Source organism: Intestinibacillus sp. Marseille-P6563 (genome assembly GCF_900604335.1).
Taxonomy (GTDB): Bacteria; Bacillota; Clostridia; order Oscillospirales; family Butyricicoccaceae; genus Butyricicoccus_B.
The window spans coordinates 1,111,973-1,131,938 of record NZ_UWOD01000001.1 but is presented as its reverse complement, the minus strand read 5'-3'; the positions used below and the strand labels follow the sequence as shown (position 1 = coordinate 1,131,938).

The window sequence follows — 19,966 nt, the reverse complement described above, 5'->3', positions numbered from 1 at the left end:
TATGGACAACATCATCATCGGTGGCATTGCGATGCCATGCACTCGGTCCTTGGAGATCGGGGGCTACTATGAGAGCAAGGAGGCCATCATGGCTTCCGGTAAGACAGTGCGGGACGTCCTGGGCTGGCGAGTGGAGCTCACCGCCTCCTGGGAGTGGGTCCCCGCCGGTCTCCTTGCCCAGCTCGTACCATTGGTACGGGGAGGGGTCTTCGTGTCCATCGACTATCCCGATTCAACCGGGGCCACAGCTACTGGCACTTTTGCCGTGGAAATCGGAAGCCAAAAGATTTTCAAGTTTGTGGACGGTGAGCCCATGTGGTATGGAGTGGAGCTCACGGCAACCGCACAGACCGTCATCCCTGCATCGCAGGGGGCGCAGATATCGAGGGTGGTGTAATGGTACCTATGCCCAGCACATACGCCCCGTACACGGATACGCGGCGCGTAGAGCTATCCTTTACATTCGGCGTCATAGCGCCGGACGCTGCGGCGCTGGCCATCCCCAGTTCTTCGGCCCAGTCCGTGGTCTCGCAGATTGCACAGACCACGGATGAAGTGGAGGAAATGAGCGGCAATTACACGTCGCTGGAGCTCAACATGTGGACCCTGGACGGGTCCCGGCAGCTCTACCCAGGGGCACAAGTCGGGTGGAATAGCGCGGACCTGTCCGGCGATGATGGGGCGTATACCACGCCCCCGTGGCTGGAATTCTCATTTCCGAGTAACCAGGACAGCTATGGGTTTACCCTGATTTTTGACAACACGCAGCCGGACAACTACCCGTCACAGGTTTTGACCGAAACCTGGGACGAGAATGGGAGCCCAATAGGGTCTAAGACTACCAGCCCGGACGGCTATTTTCATATTGTAAACCTGCCGACGCAGAATTACCGGCGCGTCCGGTTTACCTTCAACGGCTCCAGCATACCACACCGGCGCGTCCGTGTGTGCGGCGTCCGGTTCGGCATCAAGTATGACTATGACGCCGACAGTATATCGGGGGTTGAGGTACGGCAGTCTGTCTCCCCGTGGGCTGAGAGCCTACCGTCCGCCGAGGTAGACGCCACGGTGGACAACCAGGAGCAACTGTACAACATGATAAACCCGAGCGGCTTGTATGCGTACCTCCAGGACGGCCAGTACATGCAATGGACCATCACCGTGAATGGCCAGGATGTGTACATGGGAAGATCGTATTTCACTACCGCAGAGAGCGAGGACGGCGGCCTTACGGCGTCTATCACTTTCAACGATTGGCTGTATGTGCTGGACAACGTGGAGTATACCGGGGCCGGTACCGGCACGTGGACCCTACAGGAGGCAGTCACGGCACTGCTGGCCGCCGCGTCGGCGGAGTTTACAGCAGTGTACGAGGGCAGCCTGTCGTCCGTGGTGATTGCCAACACGATACCAGAAGGCACCAGCGTCCGGGAGGGTCTGCGGCTGTGCGCCCAGGCCGCCATGTGCACCTGCTACGTGGACCGCGATAACGCCCTGCACTTTTTCCAGCCAGCCCTCGCCGCCCAGGCCGACACGTGGAGTCTGGACGTGCAGCACGGAGACGCGCAGGTCAAAGTTGGGCAGCTCTACAACGTAGTAAAGCTCGTGACCGGCGTAGACGCGGAGGGCGAGGATATCGTCTATTATGCTAAGAACGTGGCCACCGACGACATGGAGCGCATGTATGAGGTTTCCAATCCTTGCGTCACCGCCGCCATGGGCGACCAGGTGGCCACCTGGATACTCGGCTGGATACAGCGCCGGGTCTCGTACGAGACGACGGTCCGGGGAAACCCTGCCGTGGACCTGCTGGACACGGTGCAGATCAATGATGTGTACGGCGTCAATGGCGACGCGGTTGTTACACAGCTCAATTATAGCTATGATGGGGGGCTGACATGCGATGCCGCAGCAATTAGGTAATCTCATTTTCGACCGGACCGAGCTTGACGTGGCGGAGCTCCAGGCCGTCACGGCTAAGCTGGTAGCGGGCACGGCGACGACGACGGAGCGGGCCGCGTTCCTGGACGGGATGAAAGGCGCGTATAACTACACGGACATAAACCGCGTAGGGGCCGCTGTAGAGTATCTCACGGCGCTGCTGTACTCGTTGGGATACAACGTGCCCACGGTCCCGGTGACTGATTGGCAGGAAAGCAGCATTCAGTTTTCCGCTCAGATGGAGCAATATCTGACCAACGTCGCGTCGCTACGGGATCGTCTGCCCTACGTTGCGCCGGACGCCCCGGGAAGCATGGAGGGGCTCACCTATCAAGAGGCCAACGACATAGAGGAAATCCTGTACACCCTGGAGGACGTGCTGGAGGCCATGCAGGCGGCCTTTCTCACGCGCCAGGCCAACACATTGTTTATGATTGCAGGAGGTGTATTCAATAATGTATGATAGACTGCCAACACCCGGAAAGGAAAACAGAGTGCGGATTACGCAAGACGATGGAACGATAGTGGAAGGCGTTCTTTCCTATGCTGACGACGCTACACAGGAGGGCAGCCACTATACCAAGGGAAACGTGCTGCCGGACGATGTGTGCGGCATACTTGGGATAGACCCCGATACATCGGAGCCCAAGGATGCATGGCTTGGCGTAATCGCTGCTATGGGGTTTGCCATTGTGACAATATCGGTTTCTCAGGTGGACGGGAGCCCATTAAGCGGGTTTGTTATAGACGGGATTCCCGATGTTATAACGGAAAAGTTGACAACGGACGAAAACGGGAAAGTATATCTTATAATAGCTGAGGGCTCGTATTCGCTTAGTATACCTACGGCGGAAACGCTGGACTCTACCTATGGAACAAAAGCTGTGGAGATAAAGGCGGGCCAGCAGCAGACTATAGATTGGAAAGCGTCCAGCAATGGGACAAGCCGGTCTTTCTCTTCTTCTCAGTCCGGGCTAAAATTCAGTAGCGCCGTGGATACCGTTGACGTGTTCTGTTGTGGCGGCGGCGGAGGAGGCGGCGTTGGTTATGGTAGCAGCGATGGTAGAAGCGGCGGCGGAGGTGGTGGTGGATACACAAAAACCGCATTAGACGTTAGATTTACACCATTCGCAACCTTTAGTGTCTCTATAGGCAGCGGTGGAAGTGGCGGATCAGGAACTTCCTCAGGTAGTCCCGGAGGATCAACATCGTGCTTAGGTGTTAGCGCAGCGGGCGGAAGAGGAGGCTATGCCGGGTGGATTGATTCTGGAGAGCCAAATGGTAACGGTGGTGATGGTGGATCAGGCGGTGGTGGTGGTAGCTACGAGACGGCCGCTAGGGCTTCTGGTGGATCCGATGGGTCTGATGGTGAAAATGGTAGACGAACAACAGGCGGTAAAGGACAAGGAAGTACCACCCGCGTATTTGGTACCGGAACGCTTTGCAGCGGCGGTGGCGGCGGTGGTGGTATAAATAGTAACAGCACCAGTGGGCCTGATGGTTCAGGATACTACGGACAAGGTGGCACTGGTGGGTGGGCGCAGACAGGTGTGTACCCTGGAAACGAAGGAAATGGAGAACCAGGAATCAGTGGATACGCAGAGTTGAGGTGGACTTTTAAATCATGAGGTATGCAACTATTGACGAAACCCGCATCATAACCAACATTATAGAAGTCGAGCCAGACCTTGCCGCAGACTTTGACGCGCATTATCTCGGTAACAATCCTCTTGGGATTGGCGACACCTACCCAGACGAGGATTTAACCCCGCCTGTGCCGCTGACGGAAACGCAAATTTTCAGCCAGCGACTCACCGATATGCAGCTGGCCAGCATCGCCCAGGGGCAGCGGCAGACAGACCTGGAGCTTGCTACCATTGAGCAGGGCCAGAAGATCACCGACGTAGAATTGGAGGCGTTGAAAAATGTATGATGACATCCTTGATCGGTACCGGAAAGGGTATATTACCGATGACCAGCTGGCAGAGTATGCGCGGCTGAAGGTCATTACAAAGGAGCAACAAGATGCTATTCTTAATGATGGTACTGCTTTGACTTTGGACGAATCAAAAAAAAAGTGCATCGCGCAATCTAAATCCGATCTTGAAACCTACCTGCTGGAACACCCGTTGCTTTGGACGGACGGCGAATACTACGCGATCACCGCCGAGAAGCAGAACCAGTTGACAAGTAAGATCATGGCGGCTACGATGGCGCAAACCATGTCGACGGACTATACGCTGACATGGAACAGCACGGGCGAGGTGTGCAAGGAATGGGCGCTGCCTGACCTGTACGCGCTGGCGTTTGCGATCGACGCGCGGGTTACTGCCCTTGTGACGTACCAGCAGACAAAGGAAGTCGCCATGCGCAACGCAGAAACGATGGAAGAACTGGAAGCAATCACGGTGAATTATGACGAGGTTGTATAACGTCCTGCTGCACGTCCTGATGGGCGTATTTGGCGGTATGATCTACATGGGCATTGAACTGCTTTGGCGCGGTCACACGCACTGGACAATGGGCGTTATCGGCGGGCTGTGCTTTGTTCTGATCGGTATGCTGGACGAGTGGCAGGATCACCCGCCGCTGCTGTGGCAGATGATACAGGGCGCGATCATCGTGACCGCCGTCGAACTGGTGACGGGGCTGGTGATAAACTGTTGGCTCGGCCTGGGCGTCTGGGACTACTCAGACATGCCCGGCAATATCCTGGGGCAGATTTGCCCGCAATTTGCAGCGGCGTGGTTCTTCCTTTCGGCGGCTGCCGTGAAGGTCGAGAACCTGCTGCACAAAATTACGAAAACCTGACCGCATGAGCGGTGGGAAATAAAACGAAAGGCCATAAGGCCGGAAAGGAAAAGTTATGAAAAACATCTACATCCAGAACCACGAGGAAATCAAAGCCATCTGTGCAGGCAAGAACGACGAAAAGCGCAAGTACGACGTGAACGTCGGCATGGACATTTATGACAAGAAACACGGTCTTAAGTACGACGGCAAGGCGCGCGCCGAGTACAAGCAGTTCTGCGGTCTGCCGCTCAGCGTGAAGGACAAGGACCTGCTCGGCCTGTAAGACGAAAGGGGGTGACGGGGCGGGTAGAACCGCCCCGGATTGCCTATGGCACAATGTATCAAAGATTCCGAGCATGAATGCATCGGATTGGCACATACAAAAATTCTCGAGCAAAAGATCAACCAGCTTGAGGAACAGCAAAAACGCAATTACGATGAAAACCGAGTTGCGCACAAGGAATTTTACACCCGCCTTGAGTTTGGAGAAAAGGCGCAGGCCGTAACGCAAAACCAGCTGGCGCAAATCTTGGCAGACACGAGCGAAACCAAGGGAATGCTTGGGGATTTAAGTGCAAAAATCAATGAAATCCTACAAAAACCTGCGAAACACTGGGACGCGGCGATTGGCGCTGGGATTGTGGTTGTGGTTGGCTTCATCCTCAAAAGCATCGGAATTTTTTGAAAGGAGTATCCAACATGAGCGAAAAAACGAAAAAGTGGCTTCATGCCGCTGGTGTGCGTGCGGTCAAGACGGTCGCCCAGGCCGCGATTGGCTGCATCGGTGCAGCAACAGCAATGGGCGGCGTAAACTGGCCTCTGGTGGCGTCTACGGCTGTTTTGGCTGGCGTAGTATCGCTGCTGACCAGCATTGCCGGTTTGCCGGAGGTCAAAACCGATGGAAATTAAAAGCAAAGCCTGCAACCATGGGAATTACGGTGGCACGCTGAAAAATGTTCAGTATATCGTCGTACACTGGACCAGCAACCAGGGCGACACGGCGAAGAACAACGCCGACTATTTTGCGCGGGAAGTGGTGAAAGCCAGCGCGCATTACTTCGTGGATGAAAATGAGGTCTGGAACAGCGTGCCGCCGGACCGGCAGGCATGGCATGTGGGCGCGAAACGCTATGTGCATCCGACCTGCCGCAATTCGAACAGCATCGGTGTGGAGATGTGCCTGACCGGCAAGGGCTATGTGCTGCGCCGTGGCACGATCGAGCGCACAGTGACGCTGGTACGCGAGCTGATGGCGCGGTATGGCGTGCCCATTCAAAATGTCGTGCGGCATTACGACGTGACAGGGAAGGACTGCCCGGCGCCGTTCGTTGAGCAGTCCAGCTTATGGGACGATTTCAAAGCGGCACTGGCCGCAGAACCGGAGGAAGAAATGCGCTATAAATATTATGACGACATGCCGGACTGGGCAAAGCCCACCATCTCGAAGTTGGTCAAGCAAGGATGCCTTCAAGGCGAGGGCGACGGCGTACTGAACCTGTCCGAGGATGCGCTTAAAATTTTTGTAGTCAATGATCGTGCGGGTCTGTACGGCTGAGATGACCGGAGGGGGGCGTGAGAACGCCCCCCTCTTTTTTGGTGTTTATTTGGTGTTTATTCTGGTGTTTTGGTGTTTACGGTATTCCGAAATACGTAATATTTCGAACTAATTTTGCGTATAAAACGAACAATAGACGATAAAACGCTATATTTCAAACAAATCTATTGACTTAAAATCCCTCGGTAGCAATACCGTGCCGGTTCGATTCCGGCTGGCGGCACCAACAAAAGCCCCGTATTCTGTATGGATACGGGGCTTTTGCTTTGACTAATCGGCATGTGACCTTGTCACGGAAATTTTGCCAAATTCCATCTATGATAATGCCATCAAAAGGACAGCAAGCATTGCGATAGTCCAATCCATGTGTGCAAAAAGGAGTGCAGATCATATGAAACAAACCGATTTCGTTGTTACCCTGTTTGAAGGGAAAGAGAACCCGAATAATTTGACGGTTGCGGTAGTGATGGGTGTCAATGCACTGAAGCAAGGGCATAGCGCGAGCATTATTCTGATGGTGCATGCAGTTGCGTTGGGACAGCCCGGCGCCGCAAATGGTGTGGACATCGGCGCGCCGTTCCCGGAAGTAGGAGGCCAGTTGGAAGAATTCCTGAAATTGGGCGGCCAGGTCTGCATCTGTAATGCGTGCATGGAGCATAATGGATTCCAGGCAGACCAGATGGATCCCCGGTATGTTCTCATCAATGCACCCGACGTTGTACGGTTGCTGATGGGTGCCAAGGGATCGTTGCAGATCACCTGATACGAGCGGTGCGGGCAATCGGAAAAACCGGAGGTTTTGTATGGACTTGTCGGATGTTATGAAGCAGAGATCCTTTGTTGTGGTCGGAAATACACACGATCCGGAAAAATATGCTTATAAAATCAAGCAGGCGATGCTGGTGCACGAATATCAAGTCGATGCAGTTGGCAGCGAATACAAATCGATCAATGAAGTGCCCGGAGAGATTGATATCATTGATTTATGTATTCGTGCGGATCGGGGACTGGAACTGCTCAAAGAATGCAAAAAGCCTTTTCGAGGGGTTGTTATTCAGCCGGGCGCATCCAGCGAAGCGCTGCTGCGTTATCTCGAGGACAAACAGATTCCCTATCTTCAGGGATGTTTGCTCCGAGGACTTCAATTATATAAAGAATAAAACGCCTTTTTGTTCCGATATGCGGCCTGTAAAAAGAGTACTGCAGCTTGTAAGCTGCAGTACTCTTTTTTATGATACAGCTTCTATGGAGGGTTAAAAATACGCATATTTTTGGTAAGGATATATAAAAATAACGCTTTCTTTTCGATGGATGGTGGCACAGAATCTGTGCCAAATATTTGGCACACTGGCTTTGACAAGGATGTTTTTCTTTGCGTTGAATCCATGTTTTTGGGTTTGTTATAATGAATTCACCAAAAAGAAATGGCCCGAAGGAGGTGGACAAAGATGCAGCTTGACCCACGTACCAGTCAGATTTTATTTATTTTATTAGAAGCCAAGCATCCCATCAGTGTGGATCAGATTGCCACGCAGTTGTCCATCAGCCGGCGTACACTGTATCGGGAACTGAAAAACATGACCCCGGTTTTGGAAGCGTGGCATCTGAAAATGGAAACCATCGCCGGGCAGGGGATCAGTCTGATCGGAGCGGATGCTGACCGGGAAGGACTGCTTACCCAGATTCAGCAATCGGATGCCTTTGATCCCCGCAATCGAAAGGCACGGCAGACTTTGCTGGCTGCGTTGCTGCTGCGGCAAACCAGTCCCAGCAAGATCTTGGCTTTTGCTTCTGCCTTACAGGTCAGTGAATCTACGATCAGCAATGATCTACAAGACTTGGAAGCTTGGTTCGATCCACATCACTTGGAAATCTGTAAACGTCCGGGGTATGGCATTGATCTGGCGGGAGAAGAAAAGGATTTTCGTCTGGCTTGCCTGCATCTGGCGCAGGAGCTTCGAGAGAATGACTTTATCCATGCCGTACAGGTCGATTTTATTGTGACGACCTTCCCGCTGGATCTGTCCGAAAAAAAGGTCTTACGGGTGCATCCCATTTTGACCGATGCCGATATGGCGCAGATTCATCAATATATTTCGTTTTATGCACTGCAACCGGACGAGCCGGATAGCGGTGAGGATGTACAGCACCTAACGGATTCCATCCATCATCTGTCCACCATCAGCCGGGATGCAAGTATTTTGCTCCATCGGTTTGCTGTGCATCATGTGCCATCTAGTACCGGCTTTTGCGGATTGACGAGGTTCTTTGGCCAGCAATTTGGCCAGACACCTGAACAACAGCAACAGATCGATCAGGATATCTTCAAGCGGGAACAAGTCTTTACCCAGATCATCCCGCAATATCGCTTGGCCTTCCTGCATGCTCGCACGACCGGCGCCCGGGAACCGGGTTTTCAGATCGCCTATCCCGAGGGGGATGTCTTCACCGACCCGTATATGCAGGATTGTACGGTGGCAATCGGTATGGTGGTACCGGTGGAAGCCGAACGCAGTGAGGTCATTGGCGCTGTGAGCGATATGCTGTTTTCCCGTGATGATTTGCTGGACGCCATTTTACAGCGCCGGGAAGATGAAATTCCGCGCATCTTCCAGAAGCTTATGAAAGAGTATTTAAAAAGCCATATACAAACAATTTTTGAATAGAAAGGACCATTCCTATGTTAGAACAAGCATTTTGCAACCGTATTGCTGTCGTTGATCGAGCCGCTGATTGGAAGGATGCTATCCGCCTGTCGGTGGAACCCCTGATCGCAGATGGGCTGGCCGAGCCGCGCTATCTGGACGGCATTTACCAAAACATTGCGAAGAACGGCGATTACATCATCATTGCGCCCGGTCTGGCCATCCCCCATGCACGCCCGGAAACCGGGGCAAAGGGCACCGGATTTTCTATGATTAAGCTCAATCAGCCGGTGCAGTTTTCCAGCGGGGAAGAAGTTGGGCTGCTGGTAGCGCTGGTGGCGGCGGATGCCGATGCGCATCTGGATATGTTATCGGAACTGACCGATTTGTTTGTGGACGATAGCGTGATGGAACACATTCACCAAGCAAAAACCACCAAAGAATTGCAGGAGATCTTGCAATGAGCGGCGTACCAAAGCCCTTTCAGATGACCGTGAACGGGCTGATGACCGAAATTTTTTACCCACAGCAAACCATGGATACGGTATTTTTGCCGCTTCTGCGGCGATGGACGGCGCTGTGGGAGCAGAAAAAGCGACGCGTGATCGTTTATTTGGCCGCACCTCCGGGTGTGGGAAAGACGACAACCGCTTTGTTTTTAGAGCAGCTTTCCCGGCAGACCGCGGGGGTGCACCCAGTGCAGGCCATCGGTTTGGACGGTTTCCATTACCATCAGGAATATATTTTGTCCCACACAGTATGGGACGGGGAACGCGAGGTTCCCATGCGCGATATTAAAGGTTGTCCGGAAACCTTTGATATAGAAAAACTGCACCGCAAGCTGGTGGCCTTGCAGACACAGGACGTAAAGTGGCCAATTTACGACCGAACGCTGCATGATGTGGTCGAGGACAGCTTGCATGTGACGGGAGACATCGTTCTGCTTGAGGGGAACTGGCTGTTGCTGGACGAAGGCCGGTGGGCTGCATTGACCGCCTACTGTGATGACACGGTTTTCATCGAGGCGCAAGCAGATTTGCTGGAGGAACGGCTCATCCGCCGCAAGATTCAAGGGGGACTGTGTCCTGCCGACGCCCGCGCCTTTTATGAACGCAGCGACCGCAAAAATGTAGAACGTGTACTCGGCGGCCACAAAAAGGCAAATATTTGCCTGCGTATGGAGGAGGATGGCAGCTATACCATGCTGCCATAAAAAAGAGGAGGTTTATTTCATGCGAAGCAAGTTACAGGCCTTTGGCGGCTTTTTGACCGCCATGGTCATCCCTAACATGAGCGCATTCATCGCTTGGGGATTCATCACGGCACTGTTTTTGGAGACTGGCTGGGTGCCGAATGAACATCTGGCGCAGTTGATCGCCCCAATGCTGAACTATCTGTTGCCCTTGTTGCTGGCTTATACCGGCGGCTGCCTGATTTATGATAAGCGCGGCGGTGTGGCAGGTGCGATCGGCACCATTGGCCTGATCATTGGCGCTGATATCGCCATGTTCCTGGGTGCAATGATTATGGGTCCCCTGAGTGCCTGGATCATCAAAAAGTTCGACAAAATGGTAGAGAAGAAGATTCCGACCGGCTTGGAAATGGTCATCAATAACTTCTCCCTGGGCATTATTGGTTTCTTCCTGTGCATTGGTTCGTTCTTGTTCATCGGGCCGCTGATCGAACAGGCCAACACCCTGGTTTCGTTCCTGATTCAGCAGCTTGTTAAAACCGGGTTCCTGCCCATCCTTTCTCTGGTCAACGAACCGGCCAAGGTTCTGTTCCTCAATAACGTCATCGACCAGGGTATCTATTATCCGTTGGGCATGCAGCAGACCATGGAGTTTGGCAAATCCATTTACTTTATGGTTGCGTCCAACCCGGGTGCGGGTCTTGGTCTGCTCATCGCCTATGCGATGTTCGGCAAGGGTGACGCCAAGCGTTCGGCGCCTGGTGCTATGATCGTCCACTTCCTGGGCGGCATTCACGAGATCTATTTCCCCTATGTGCTGATGAATCCGATACTTATTGTTGCGATGATCCTCGGCAACGGCGCTGGTACGCTGGTGTTCTCGCTGCTGGATGTCGGCTTGGTTGCTGGTCCCAGCCCTGGATCGATCTTCGCTTATCTGATGCTCACTCCCAAGGGCGATTTCCTTGGCGTGGCAGCTGGTGTCATTGTGGCTATTGTTGTCAGCTTCCTGGTGGCATCGGCCATTCTCAAAATGTCCCGCGAAACCACCGACGAACAGCTTGCTGCTTCGCGTGCCCAGTCCAAGGCTATGAAGCAGGAGGGCAAGGATCTGTTAAACGATGCTTTGAAGACGCAGACGCCGGTAGCCGTCCAGGCACCTGTACATTTTATTGCCTTTGCCTGCGATGCCGGTATGGGAAGCAGCAGCATGGGCGCAAATACCTTCCGCAAAAAGCTGGCAGCAGCCGGGGTCGAAAATCTGGAGGTCAAACATTTTGCGATTGAGCATGTACCTTCGGAAGCTGATGTGATCGTGGTGCATGAAAATCTGGTTGATCGTGTACGAATGACTTGGCCCAACAAACGCATTGTGTCGATCAAGACCTATATGGGAGATAAGGCGCTCGATGCACTGTTGCAAGAATTGGTGGCCCAGCAAAAAGAGGGGGTTTCCTCATGAAAACCAGAGCTGCGGTCTTAGCGGGCAAACAAGACATTTACATCCGAGAATTTGAGCTGCCGCCCATCGGGGAAGAGGAATTGCTGGTCAAGGTCATCTCCAACAGCGTTTGCCTTTCCACGTATAAAGCGGCGTTACAAGGTCCTGAACACAAACGGGTGCCGCCCGATATTGCCGAGCATCCGGCCATCACTGGCCATGAGTTTTGCGGCATCATCGAACAGGTCGGCAGTGCGTTGACCGGTCGCTTCCGCAAGGGCGAAAAGTTCGTGCTCCAACCCGCTATGGGTCTGGAATCCGGCTATTCGGCTGGGTACAGCTATGAAACCTTTGGCGGCAATGCGACCTACTGCATCATTCCCAAAATTGCCATTGACCTTAACTGTGTGCTGCCGTATGAGGGGTCGTATTATGCCAATGCGTCCCTGGCCGAGCCGATGAGCTGTATCATCGGGACCTATCACGCCATGTACCACACCACCCAGTACGTCTATGAGCACCGCATGGGTATCCGTCCGGGCGGCAAGCTGGCACTGCTGGGCTGCGGTGGCCCGATGGGGATTGGAGCGATCAATTACGCTGTGCACGGCCCCATTCAGCCGGGTCTCGTGGTAGTTGTAGACATGGATGAAGCACGCCTGTCCCGCGCTGCGGCGCTGATCCCCCCGGAACAGGCCGCTGCGCAGGGCATTCAGCTGGTGTACCTCAATACACGCGATATCGACGGCGTGGCCGCTTTGCAGGAACTGGCCGGTGGGAAAGGCTATGACGATGTTTTTGTCTTTGCACCGGTTGGCCCGCTGGTTGAAATGGGCGATGCGATCCTGGGCAATGACGGATGTCTGAACTTCTTTGCTGGCCCGACCGATCATCAATTTAAGGTGCCGTTCAATTTCTACAATGTGCATTATGAAGGCACACATATTGTGGGCACATCGGGCGGTTCGCCTGAGGATATGCTGGAATCGCTGCGTCTGTCGCAGGAGGGTAAGATCAATCCTTCGTTTATGGTCACGCACATTGGCGGCCTGGACGCGGCGCCCGATACCATCCTGAACCTACCCAAAATCCCGGGCGGTAAGAAAGTCATTTATCCCCACCTCGATCTGCCGTTGACGGCAATCGATGACTTTGCCGAGCGGGGCAAGACCGATCCGCGCTTTGCGCGCTTGGATGAGATTTGTCGCAAGCATCGTGGCATTTGGTGTGAAGAAGCTGAGCAATATTTGCTGAAACATTTTCAAAAAACAGAAGAATAACGTAACGGCTGCCCGTACCCGAAGTGGTACGGGTAGTCGTTTTTGTGTAGAGACGGCATTCTTTCAAACAGCCTGCAGAGAGGAAAGAAAACGCAAGAAATCATGCAACTTAGATAAACGGACGTCGGTTTTTTGTACGCTTCGGCGAGGGAAGATAGAAAAGGATGCAAGTACTTTCAGAAGAATAGAGATTGCTTGAAATTTATTTCAAAAGCGTTATACTGGACCCATCAACAAAGGAGGCGCACTCGGATGAAAGAAACCATCGAGCAACTGAAAGGCAAACTGATCGTATCCTGTCAGGCATTGCCGCACGAACCTCTGCATTCTTCTTTTATTATGGGACGAATGGCAAAAGCAGCTTTGGAAGGCGGTGCAGCTGGCATCCGCGCCAATACTCCGGAAGACATTCGCGAGATTCAAACGCAAGTTAATCTGCCGGTCATTGGTATCATCAAGCGCGATTATGATGACAGCGCGGTCTACATCACCCCGACTCTGCGGGAGGTTGACGAACTGATGGCCGTTCATCCGGATATCATCGCTTTGGATGCAACCTGCCGGCTGCGGCCGGGCGGCGTGACACTGGATGACTTTTTCAAAACCATCAAGGAAAAGTATCCCGATCAGCTTTGGATGGCCGATTGTTCGACCGTCGAAGAAGCGCTGCATGCCGATGCACTCGGTTTTGACTTTATCGGTACCACGATGGTCGGTTACACCGAAGAAAGCCAGGGCATGCACATCGAAGCCGATGATTTTGCTATTTTGCGCCGCATTGTAGAGAAAGCAGTGCATCCGGTCATTGCCGAAGGCAACATCAACACACCGGAAAAAGCCCGGAGAGTGATCGAGCTGGGCGCGTTCAGCGTCGTCGTAGGCTCTATCATTACCCGTCCCCAGGTCATCACCAAAATGTTCACACAGGCACTCGAACAGCATTGAGAGAAAGGATCTTAAAAATGAGAAATCTGGACAAGTACAAGGGCGTTATTCCTGCATTTTACGCATGTTATGATCACAAGGGCGACATCAATCCGGAAGGCGTACAGGCGCTGACCGAATACTTCATCCGCAAGGGCGTCAAGGGTGTGTATGTCAACGGTTCGTCGGGTGAATGCATTTACCAGAGCGTCGAGGACCGCAAGATCGTTCTGGAAAATGTGATGAAGGTCGCCAAGGGCAAGCTGACCGTCATTGCACACGTGGCTTGCAACAGCACCCGCGACAGCGTAGAGCTGGCACGCCATGCCGAAAGCCTGGGCGTAGATGCGATCGCTGCCATCCCGCCGATCTACTTCCGTCTGCCGGAATATGCGATTGCGCAGTATTGGAACGACATCAGCGCAGCGGCTCCCAACACCGATTTTGTCATCTATAACATCCCGCAGCTGGCCGGTGTAGCGCTGACCATGAACCTGTTTGCCGAAATGCGCAAGAATCCGCGCGTGATTGGCGTCAAGAACTCCTCCATGCCGGTGCAGGACATTCAGATGTTCAAGCAGGCCGGCGGCGCAGATTACATCATCTTCAACGGTCCGGACGAGCAGTTCATCAGCGGCCGTGTGATTGGTGCCGAAGGCGCGATCGGCGGCACTTATGGCGTCATGCCCGACCTGTTCCTCAAGATGGACGAACTGGTCAAGGCTGGCCGCATGGAAGAAGCATGCGAAATCCAGTATGCCGTCAACGAAGTGATCTATAAGATGTGCTCGGCACGCGGCAACATGTATGGCGTCATCAAGGCGATTTTGAAGCGCAACGAAGGCCTGGATCTGGGCAGCGTGCGCGAACCGCTGTTCCCGCTGGTGGAAAGCGATGCAGCCATTGTGGAAGAAGCGGCCAAGATGATCGAAGCCGCCCGCGCAAAATACCTGGCATAAGCCGGTATTGGAGAGAAGGAGAGAGGGACAATGCAAGGATTTACGACCATCGACCTGGTGATCCTGATCGTCTATTTGGCGGCGGTCCTGTTTGCCGGTCTGCATTTTTCCAAAAAGGAAATGAAGGGCAAGGAGTATTTTAAGAGCGATGGCACGGTGCCGTGGTGGGTCACCTCGGTATCTATCTTCGCAACGCTGCTCAGTCCGATTTCCTTTTTGTCGCTGGCTGGCAACTCGTTTGCCGGGACCTGGATCATGTGGTTTGCCCAGCTCGGTATGCTGCTGGCCATCCCGCTGACCATCAAGTTCTTCCTGCCGATTTACAGCAAGCTGGATATTGACACCGCATATCATTATCTGGAACTGCGTTTTGGCAGCCGTGGCCTGCGCGTTTTGGGCGCAGTTATGTTCATCATCTACCAGATCGGCCGTATGTCGATCATCATGTATCTGCCCTGCATGGTGCTGGGCAACCTAACCGGTATCAGCGTCAATCTGCTGATTATCATCATGGGCGTCATCGCCATCATCTACTCGTACACCGGCGGCCTGAAATCGGTCCTGTGGACCGACTTTATCCAGGGTTCGGTGCTGCTCATCGGCGTTACCGCTGCGCTGGTCTTCCTGATCGCCCACATCAACGGCGGTTTCGGCGAAGTTATGACCGCACTGACCGAAGGCCACAAGTTCTTGGCTCCGGACCAGCCGATCTTTAACATCAACCTGCTCAAGGACAGCGTATTCCTGATGATCGTTGGCGCAGGCTTCAACACCATGGGTTCGTATGTATCCAGCCAGGACATCGTACAGCGTTTCACCACCACGACCGATACGCGCAAGCTCAACAAGATGATGCTCACCAACGGTGCGCTGTCCATCTTCATCGCTACGGTATTCTACCTGATCGGTACGGGTCTGTATGTCTTCTACCAGCAGAATGCTCTGCCCCCGGCTGCGGCACAGGACCAGATCTTTGCATCGTACATCGCATTCGAACTGCCGGTTGGCGTGACCGGCCTGCTACTCGCAGCGATTTATGCCGCTTCCCAGTCCACCCTGTCTACGGGCCTGAACTCGGTTGCTGCCAGCTGGACCATGGACATCCAGGCACGTCTGAGCCGCAAGGAAATCAGCATGGAAAAGCAGACCAAGATCGGCCAGTATGTTTCGCTGATCGTCGGCATCTTCTCGATCGTGGTTGCCATCGTGCTGGCAAACGGCGGCGTCAAGAGTGCATATGAATGGTTCAACGGCTTTATGGGTCTGGTGCTCGGTATCCTGATCGGTACCTTTATCCTGGGCGCTTTCACCAAGTGCGCCAACACCTTTGGTGCGACCCTGGCCTTCATCGCTGCTTCGGCTGTGATGATCGGCATCAAGTATTTCGTACCGGCAACGTCGGTTTCCATCTGGTCGTACTCGATCATTTCCATCGTGGTTTCGCTGGTTGTCGGCATCCCGGCCAGCCTGATCTGGCGCAAGGTCAAGGGCGACAACACCGCGCCGGCCCCGAACACCACCATTTATCACGAGTAACGGAGGCCTCCTATGATTTTCGGAAATGTACGCAATCTGCATGAATATCCCTTCCTGGAGCAGGCCGTCCAGGCGTGCTTTGAGTATGCCAAGACCCATGACCTTCGCGCCATGGAAAAAGGCAGCCATCCCATCCAGGGTGACGACCTGTTCGTCAATCTGGTGGAATACACCACGACCGATGCGGACAAGCGCTTCTGGGAGGCGCACCGCCAATATCTCGACCTGCATTTCATGCTGCAAGGCGAAGAACAGATCGACCTGAACTTCATCGAAAATCTGGAACAGGGCGAATTTGTTCCCAAGGATGATTTTCTGCCGCTGCAAGGCGAGAAAAACAGCCAGGTCGTTTTGCGGGAAGGGGATTTCCTCCTTTGTTTCCCGCACGATGCCCACCGGACCGCGGTTGCCGTCCAGCAGCCGTGTGCCATCCGCAAGGCAATTTTCAAAATCAAGATCTAACCATGTAGAACAGCAAGGCATTGACGGAGGCGAACAGAGATGGAACTCTGATCGCCTCCTGTGCTATAATAAGAAAAAGTGCAGGAGGACCGGCATGAAAAAATACATCAGCATTGACATTGGAGGCACGGCCATCAAATATGGCATCATCGGGGAAGATGCCACGGTGTTCAGCCGGGACGAGACCCCGACCCGGGCAGAACAAGGCGGTCCGGCCATTTTGCAGCGGGTGATCGACCTGACCGAAGCGCTGCTGCAAACCACCCCGGCCAGCGGCATCTGCATTTCGACGGCAGGCATGGTGGACCCGGTGCGCGGGGAGATTTTTTATGCCGCGCCGCTCATCCCGAACTATGCCGGGACCTGCTTTAAACAGGTGCTGGAAACCAAGTTCGGGCTGCCCTGTGAGGTGGAAAACGATGTCAACTGTGCCGGTCTGGCCGAATACCGTTCGGGCGCAGCCCAGGGAAGCCGCTCGATGGTCATGCTGACCATTGGCACCGGCATTGGCGGCTGTGCGGTGCTGGATGGGCACATCCTGCATGGCGCGGGCAACAGCGCCTGTGAAATCGGCTATCTGCGCATGCGCGGTAGCGACTTTCAGACGCTCGGGGCCGCTTCGGTGTTGAGCGCACGGGTGGCCGAACGCAAGGGCGACCCGGCAGAGGCCTGGGATGGCCGCCGCATTTTTGCGGGGGCGCAGGCCGGGGATGCGGTCTGCCAGGAGGAAATCGACAATATGGTCGATGTGCTGGGCGAAGGCATTGCCAACCTGTGCTATGTGCTCGACCCCGAGATCGTCGTGCTCGGCGGTGGCATCATGGCGCAGGAAGCTTATCTGCGCGGCCGCCTGGAAACCGCCATCCGGCGGTATCTGATTGACAGCATTGCCTCGCATGTGCGGCTGGCTTTTGCCGCCCACCGCAACGATGCAGGCATGCTGGGCGCGTTCTATCATTTTATCAGCCGCCACCCGGTATAACCAGGAGGGATGCCGCATGGAATATTACGTCAAGTCCATCATACCGATTCTCAAGATGAATTATGACAAATTTACGCCCCTGGAAAAGAACATCGCCGATTTCTTTATCGGCAACAAGGAGCGTGTCGACCTGTCTTCCAAAGCTGTGGCCGAACGGCTGTATATTTCCGAGGCATCCCTGTCCCGATTCGCCAAAAAATGCGGATATCGCGGGTATCGGGAGTTTATTTATCAATATGAATCCACCTTTGTGGGCAACCGGGAATCCATGACCGGCAATACCCGCATGATTTTAAACGCCTATCAGGAGCTGCTCAACAAAACATACAGCATGATTGACGAAACTCAAATCGATCGCATCAGCCGGGCCATGGACAAGGCTGAGCGGGTTGTGGTGGGCGGTTCAGGTAGTTCCGGACAGGCCGCCGCCGAAATGGAGATGCGTTTTATGCGCATTGGCGTCAATATCGACTCCATTCAGGATGGTGACCTGATGCGGATGCGCGCGGTGTTTCAAGACGCACGCAGTCTGGTGTTTGGCATCAGCGTGAGCGGTGAAACCGATTCGGTACTGTATCTGCTGCGTGAGTCGCATTGGCGCGGGGCCAAGACCGTGCTCATTACGGCTGAGAAAAAGGAGGAATTCAGCGAATTTTGCAACGAGGTCGTGTGCATGCCCTCGCTGCGGTATTTGAATCAGGGCAACCTGATTTCGCCGCAGTTTCCCATTTTGGTGATGGTCGATATTTTGTATGCACACTATGCAGCGCTGGACAAAGGCAAAAAAGAGCTGCTGCATGACGATACGCTGCGCGCCCTGGATGGCGGCAAGCGGCGGCAGCCGATTTCGGGCGTCAAATGAATATCGGGTATAAGAAAAAACCTCCGCAACCGGTATGGGTTGTCGGAGGTTTTTTGTGCTCAAAGGCAAGCAAATCCCGGCATGGGATTTTTCCACATGCCGGGATGCTCCGAGAAAATAGAATGGGAAGAAGAGAGGAGAAAGCTTATTGTCCGTTTGGGAAAATAATCACACGGCACGCCTCTTTTTTGCGCATGGCATCCAGACCTTGATGGATGTCCTCCAGAGAAAGGCGATGGGTGATGAATTTTTTGAGATGCAAATCGGGCGATTGCAGCATCTCGAGCGCAGAGGGGAAGTCCTTCCCCAGGACGCCAAAGACCGACAGTTCATTAAGTGTAAAAATCGCGGGCGAGAGCGTCGTGCGCGCATTGTTATCCAGCCCGAACAGCACCAGACGACCCTTAGGGTTCATCAGCGGCAGGGCTTCGGATAAAATCGGGCCGCGACCGACTGCATCGATCACCAGATCGGCGCCATAAGGCCAATGAGCACGCATGACTTGTTCGACCTGCTCAGTTTCGGTATCCACCACAACATCAGCACCGCAGGCTTTGGCCTCCTGCACACGCTGGGCGCCTTTAGCGGTGACGATCAGATGGCGGATGCCAAACAGTTTGAGAACGCGGATAAAGGTCAGACCGATTGGGCCGGCGCCATATAGCAGCACCGAATCGACCGGGGACGGGTGCGTCTGTCCAATGGCGTTCATCACACAGGCGAGTGGTTCGGTTTGGGCTAAGATTTCGGGCGGAATGGAGGGATCGGCGTGATACAGCTGGCTGGCGTCGACCAGTGCATATTGGGCAAAGCCGCCATCCCCAGTTTGTCCGTAATGATAGGAATTGGAGCACAAATCGCCCTTGTTATGGGTACATTCATAACAGGTCCCGCAGCGTACGCGCGGGTTGACTGCGACCCGTTCGCCGATCGAAAAACCCTGCACGGCATCCCCCATCTGGACGATCGTGCCGCAAAATTCATGGCCATAGATGATGCCGGGTTTCATATACTGGCCGGGCGGCACCGCCAGGCCGTGCAGATCGCTGCCGCAGATGCTGGCAGCATCCACGCGCAAAAGCAGCTGGGTATCCCGCTGGATTTGAGGAATTGGAACGGTTTTAACGGTTAAAACGCCGTTGCCTTCAAAAATGGCGGCGCGCATGGTTTCACTCATGATGGATCTCCTTTCCCGGTGTTCCGAATATCGCGGACAGAGGAACGCTCAACAAGTTCCGGTGACCGCAAGAACAAATTGTTATCTTTGGATAGGAATGTACATTCTTTTCATATTATTTTAACATGCCTATCCTATGAAAACAATGTGATTTCACACATGCGAGCATCCGGCATTTTATGCAAAATAGGCATGGCAGGCAATACACGAAAGGTAT

Annotated in this window: 25 protein-coding genes; 24 read left to right on the top strand and 1 reads right to left on the bottom strand. The window is 53.9% G+C overall.

Annotated elements, in window-relative coordinates; translation table 11 throughout:
• Position 1: 1 nt before the first annotated feature.
• From EFB11_RS05915 to EFB11_RS05800, 24 genes are all read left to right on the top strand, one after another.
• Positions 2-397, top strand: coding sequence for a hypothetical protein (locus tag EFB11_RS05915; protein WP_122789361.1), 396 nt, complete (start codon positions 2-4; stop codon positions 395-397).
• An 8-nt stretch (positions 398-405) separates the two neighbouring features.
• Entirely contained in the window at positions 406-1,923 is a 1,518-nt protein-coding gene (locus EFB11_RS05910; RefSeq protein ID WP_122789360.1) for a hypothetical protein, read from the top strand.
• Positions 1,904-2,404, top strand: coding sequence for a hypothetical protein (locus tag EFB11_RS05905; RefSeq protein WP_122789359.1), 501 nt, complete (start codon positions 1,904-1,906; stop codon positions 2,402-2,404). Before EFB11_RS05910 ends, EFB11_RS05905 begins: the two co-directional genes overlap by 20 nt.
• Positions 2,397-3,569 (top strand): glycine-rich domain-containing protein, encoded by a 1,173-nt coding sequence (locus EFB11_RS05900; protein ID WP_122789358.1) that lies wholly within the window; start codon positions 2,397-2,399, stop codon positions 3,567-3,569. Before EFB11_RS05905 ends, EFB11_RS05900 begins: the two co-directional genes overlap by 8 nt.
• Positions 3,566-3,874 (top strand): hypothetical protein, encoded by a 309-nt coding sequence (locus tag EFB11_RS05895; protein ID WP_122789357.1) that lies wholly within the window; start codon positions 3,566-3,568, stop codon positions 3,872-3,874. Before EFB11_RS05900 ends, EFB11_RS05895 begins: the two co-directional genes overlap by 4 nt.
• Positions 3,867-4,373: a hypothetical protein gene (locus tag EFB11_RS05890; protein WP_122789356.1), complete on the top strand. Its 507-nt coding sequence runs from the start codon at positions 3,867-3,869 to the stop codon at positions 4,371-4,373. Before EFB11_RS05895 ends, EFB11_RS05890 begins: the two co-directional genes overlap by 8 nt.
• The gene (locus EFB11_RS05885; protein ID WP_122789355.1) at positions 4,357-4,752 is read left to right on the top strand and encodes a putative ABC transporter permease; all 396 of its coding nucleotides are present in this window, start codon (positions 4,357-4,359) and stop codon (positions 4,750-4,752) included. Before EFB11_RS05890 ends, EFB11_RS05885 begins: the two co-directional genes overlap by 17 nt.
• Positions 4,753-4,807: 55 nt before the next feature.
• Complete coding sequence (locus EFB11_RS05880) at positions 4,808-5,017, top strand: hypothetical protein (RefSeq protein ID WP_122789354.1); 210 nt, start codon at positions 4,808-4,810, stop codon at positions 5,015-5,017.
• A gap of 87 nt (positions 5,018-5,104) precedes the next feature.
• On the top strand, positions 5,105-5,419 hold the full coding sequence (locus tag EFB11_RS05875; RefSeq protein WP_164706622.1) for a hypothetical protein: 315 nt from the start codon (positions 5,105-5,107) through the stop codon (positions 5,417-5,419).
• A gap of 14 nt (positions 5,420-5,433) precedes the next feature.
• Positions 5,434-5,643, top strand: coding sequence for a holin (locus EFB11_RS05870; RefSeq protein ID WP_122789352.1), 210 nt, complete (start codon positions 5,434-5,436; stop codon positions 5,641-5,643).
• A complete protein-coding gene (locus tag EFB11_RS05865; protein ID WP_122789351.1) occupies positions 5,633-6,289 on the top strand; it encodes a peptidoglycan recognition protein family protein in 657 nt (218 codons plus the stop codon). Before EFB11_RS05870 ends, EFB11_RS05865 begins: the two co-directional genes overlap by 11 nt.
• A 391-nt stretch (positions 6,290-6,680) precedes the next feature.
• The gene (locus EFB11_RS05860; protein WP_122789350.1) at positions 6,681-7,052 is read left to right on the top strand and encodes a sulfur reduction protein DsrE; all 372 of its coding nucleotides are present in this window, start codon (positions 6,681-6,683) and stop codon (positions 7,050-7,052) included.
• Positions 7,053-7,092: 40 nt separating this feature from the next.
• Positions 7,093-7,449 carry a CoA-binding protein gene (locus EFB11_RS05855; RefSeq protein ID WP_122789349.1) on the top strand — a complete coding sequence of 119 codons (357 nt, stop codon included), beginning with the start codon at positions 7,093-7,095 and terminating at the stop codon, positions 7,447-7,449.
• 288 nt (positions 7,450-7,737) lie between these two features.
• The gene (locus EFB11_RS05850) at positions 7,738-8,955 is read left to right on the top strand and encodes a BglG family transcription antiterminator (RefSeq protein ID WP_164706621.1); all 1,218 of its coding nucleotides are present in this window, start codon (positions 7,738-7,740) and stop codon (positions 8,953-8,955) included.
• 14 nt (positions 8,956-8,969) lie between these two features.
• Positions 8,970-9,398 (top strand): PTS sugar transporter subunit IIA, encoded by a 429-nt coding sequence (locus EFB11_RS05845; protein ID WP_122789347.1) that lies wholly within the window; start codon positions 8,970-8,972, stop codon positions 9,396-9,398.
• Positions 9,395-10,147 carry a nucleoside/nucleotide kinase family protein gene (locus tag EFB11_RS05840; protein WP_122789346.1) on the top strand — a complete coding sequence of 251 codons (753 nt, stop codon included), beginning with the start codon at positions 9,395-9,397 and terminating at the stop codon, positions 10,145-10,147. Before EFB11_RS05845 ends, EFB11_RS05840 begins: the two co-directional genes overlap by 4 nt.
• 19 nt (positions 10,148-10,166) lie before the next feature.
• Positions 10,167-11,588 (top strand): PTS mannitol transporter subunit IICB, encoded by a 1,422-nt coding sequence (locus tag EFB11_RS05835; RefSeq protein ID WP_164706620.1) that lies wholly within the window; start codon positions 10,167-10,169, stop codon positions 11,586-11,588.
• Complete coding sequence (locus tag EFB11_RS05830; protein WP_122789344.1) at positions 11,585-12,847, top strand: zinc-binding dehydrogenase; 1,263 nt, start codon at positions 11,585-11,587, stop codon at positions 12,845-12,847. The genes EFB11_RS05835 and EFB11_RS05830 overlap by 4 nt, the downstream gene beginning before the upstream one ends.
• A 252-nt stretch (positions 12,848-13,099) precedes the next feature.
• Positions 13,100-13,792, top strand: a complete 693-nt coding sequence (locus EFB11_RS05825) for an N-acetylmannosamine-6-phosphate 2-epimerase (protein WP_122789343.1) — start codon at positions 13,100-13,102, stop codon at positions 13,790-13,792.
• Positions 13,793-13,809: 17 nt separating this feature from the next.
• Complete coding sequence (locus EFB11_RS05820; protein ID WP_122789342.1) at positions 13,810-14,730, top strand: dihydrodipicolinate synthase family protein; 921 nt, start codon at positions 13,810-13,812, stop codon at positions 14,728-14,730.
• 30 nt (positions 14,731-14,760) lie between these two features.
• Positions 14,761-16,266 (top strand): sodium:solute symporter, encoded by a 1,506-nt coding sequence (locus tag EFB11_RS05815; protein ID WP_122789341.1) that lies wholly within the window; start codon positions 14,761-14,763, stop codon positions 16,264-16,266.
• A 12-nt stretch (positions 16,267-16,278) separates the two neighbouring features.
• Complete coding sequence (locus EFB11_RS05810; protein ID WP_122789340.1) at positions 16,279-16,728, top strand: YhcH/YjgK/YiaL family protein; 450 nt, start codon at positions 16,279-16,281, stop codon at positions 16,726-16,728.
• 94 nt (positions 16,729-16,822) lie between these two features.
• Entirely contained in the window at positions 16,823-17,710 is an 888-nt protein-coding gene (locus EFB11_RS05805) for an ROK family protein (protein WP_122789339.1), read from the top strand.
• A 16-nt stretch (positions 17,711-17,726) separates the two neighbouring features.
• On the top strand, positions 17,727-18,572 hold the full coding sequence (locus EFB11_RS05800; RefSeq protein ID WP_122789338.1) for a MurR/RpiR family transcriptional regulator: 846 nt from the start codon (positions 17,727-17,729) through the stop codon (positions 18,570-18,572).
• Between the two features lie 145 nt (positions 18,573-18,717).
• Here the strand turns inward: EFB11_RS05800 and EFB11_RS05795 are convergent, their stop codons facing one another.
• A complete protein-coding gene (locus EFB11_RS05795; RefSeq protein ID WP_122789337.1) occupies positions 18,718-19,749 on the bottom strand; it encodes a zinc-dependent alcohol dehydrogenase in 1,032 nt (343 codons plus the stop codon).
• Between the last annotated feature and the right edge of the window lie 217 nt (positions 19,750-19,966).

Bases quoted from the DNA above. Each gene is read 5' to 3' on its own strand.
- EFB11_RS05905 (WP_122789359.1), top strand. From the start codon at position 1,904: ATGCCGCAGCAATTAGGTAATCTCATTTTCGACCGGACCGAGCTTGAC.
- EFB11_RS05830 (WP_122789344.1), top strand. From the start codon at position 11,585: ATGAAAACCAGAGCTGCGGTCTTAGCGGGCAAACAAGACATTTACATC.
- EFB11_RS05805 (WP_122789339.1), top strand. From the start codon at position 16,823: ATGAAAAAATACATCAGCATTGACATTGGAGGCACGGCCATCAAATAT.
- EFB11_RS05840 (WP_122789346.1), top strand. From the start codon at position 9,395: ATGAGCGGCGTACCAAAGCCCTTTCAGATGACCGTGAACGGGCTGATG.
- EFB11_RS05855 (WP_122789349.1), top strand. From the start codon at position 7,093: ATGGACTTGTCGGATGTTATGAAGCAGAGATCCTTTGTTGTGGTCGGA.
- EFB11_RS05890 (WP_122789356.1), top strand. From the start codon at position 3,867: ATGTATGATGACATCCTTGATCGGTACCGGAAAGGGTATATTACCGAT.
- EFB11_RS05915 (WP_122789361.1), top strand. From the start codon at position 2: ATGGACAACATCATCATCGGTGGCATTGCGATGCCATGCACTCGGTCC.
- EFB11_RS05845 (WP_122789347.1), top strand. From the start codon at position 8,970: ATGTTAGAACAAGCATTTTGCAACCGTATTGCTGTCGTTGATCGAGCC.
- EFB11_RS05865 (WP_122789351.1), top strand. From the start codon at position 5,633: ATGGAAATTAAAAGCAAAGCCTGCAACCATGGGAATTACGGTGGCACG.
- EFB11_RS05835 (WP_164706620.1), top strand. From the start codon at position 10,167: ATGCGAAGCAAGTTACAGGCCTTTGGCGGCTTTTTGACCGCCATGGTC.
- EFB11_RS05825 (WP_122789343.1), top strand. From the start codon at position 13,100: ATGAAAGAAACCATCGAGCAACTGAAAGGCAAACTGATCGTATCCTGT.
- EFB11_RS05795 (WP_122789337.1), bottom strand. From the start codon at position 19,749: ATGAGTGAAACCATGCGCGCCGCCATTTTTGAAGGCAACGGCGTTTTA.
- EFB11_RS05910 (WP_122789360.1), top strand. From the start codon at position 406: ATGCCCAGCACATACGCCCCGTACACGGATACGCGGCGCGTAGAGCTA.
- EFB11_RS05870 (WP_122789352.1), top strand. From the start codon at position 5,434: ATGAGCGAAAAAACGAAAAAGTGGCTTCATGCCGCTGGTGTGCGTGCG.
- EFB11_RS05810 (WP_122789340.1), top strand. From the start codon at position 16,279: ATGATTTTCGGAAATGTACGCAATCTGCATGAATATCCCTTCCTGGAG.
- EFB11_RS05800 (WP_122789338.1), top strand. From the start codon at position 17,727: ATGGAATATTACGTCAAGTCCATCATACCGATTCTCAAGATGAATTAT.
- EFB11_RS05880 (WP_122789354.1), top strand. From the start codon at position 4,808: ATGAAAAACATCTACATCCAGAACCACGAGGAAATCAAAGCCATCTGT.
- EFB11_RS05900 (WP_122789358.1), top strand. From the start codon at position 2,397: ATGTATGATAGACTGCCAACACCCGGAAAGGAAAACAGAGTGCGGATT.
- EFB11_RS05885 (WP_122789355.1), top strand. From the start codon at position 4,357: ATGACGAGGTTGTATAACGTCCTGCTGCACGTCCTGATGGGCGTATTT.
- EFB11_RS05850 (WP_164706621.1), top strand. From the start codon at position 7,738: ATGCAGCTTGACCCACGTACCAGTCAGATTTTATTTATTTTATTAGAA.
- EFB11_RS05895 (WP_122789357.1), top strand. From the start codon at position 3,566: ATGAGGTATGCAACTATTGACGAAACCCGCATCATAACCAACATTATA.
- EFB11_RS05815 (WP_122789341.1), top strand. From the start codon at position 14,761: ATGCAAGGATTTACGACCATCGACCTGGTGATCCTGATCGTCTATTTG.
- EFB11_RS05820 (WP_122789342.1), top strand. From the start codon at position 13,810: ATGAGAAATCTGGACAAGTACAAGGGCGTTATTCCTGCATTTTACGCA.
- EFB11_RS05860 (WP_122789350.1), top strand. From the start codon at position 6,681: ATGAAACAAACCGATTTCGTTGTTACCCTGTTTGAAGGGAAAGAGAAC.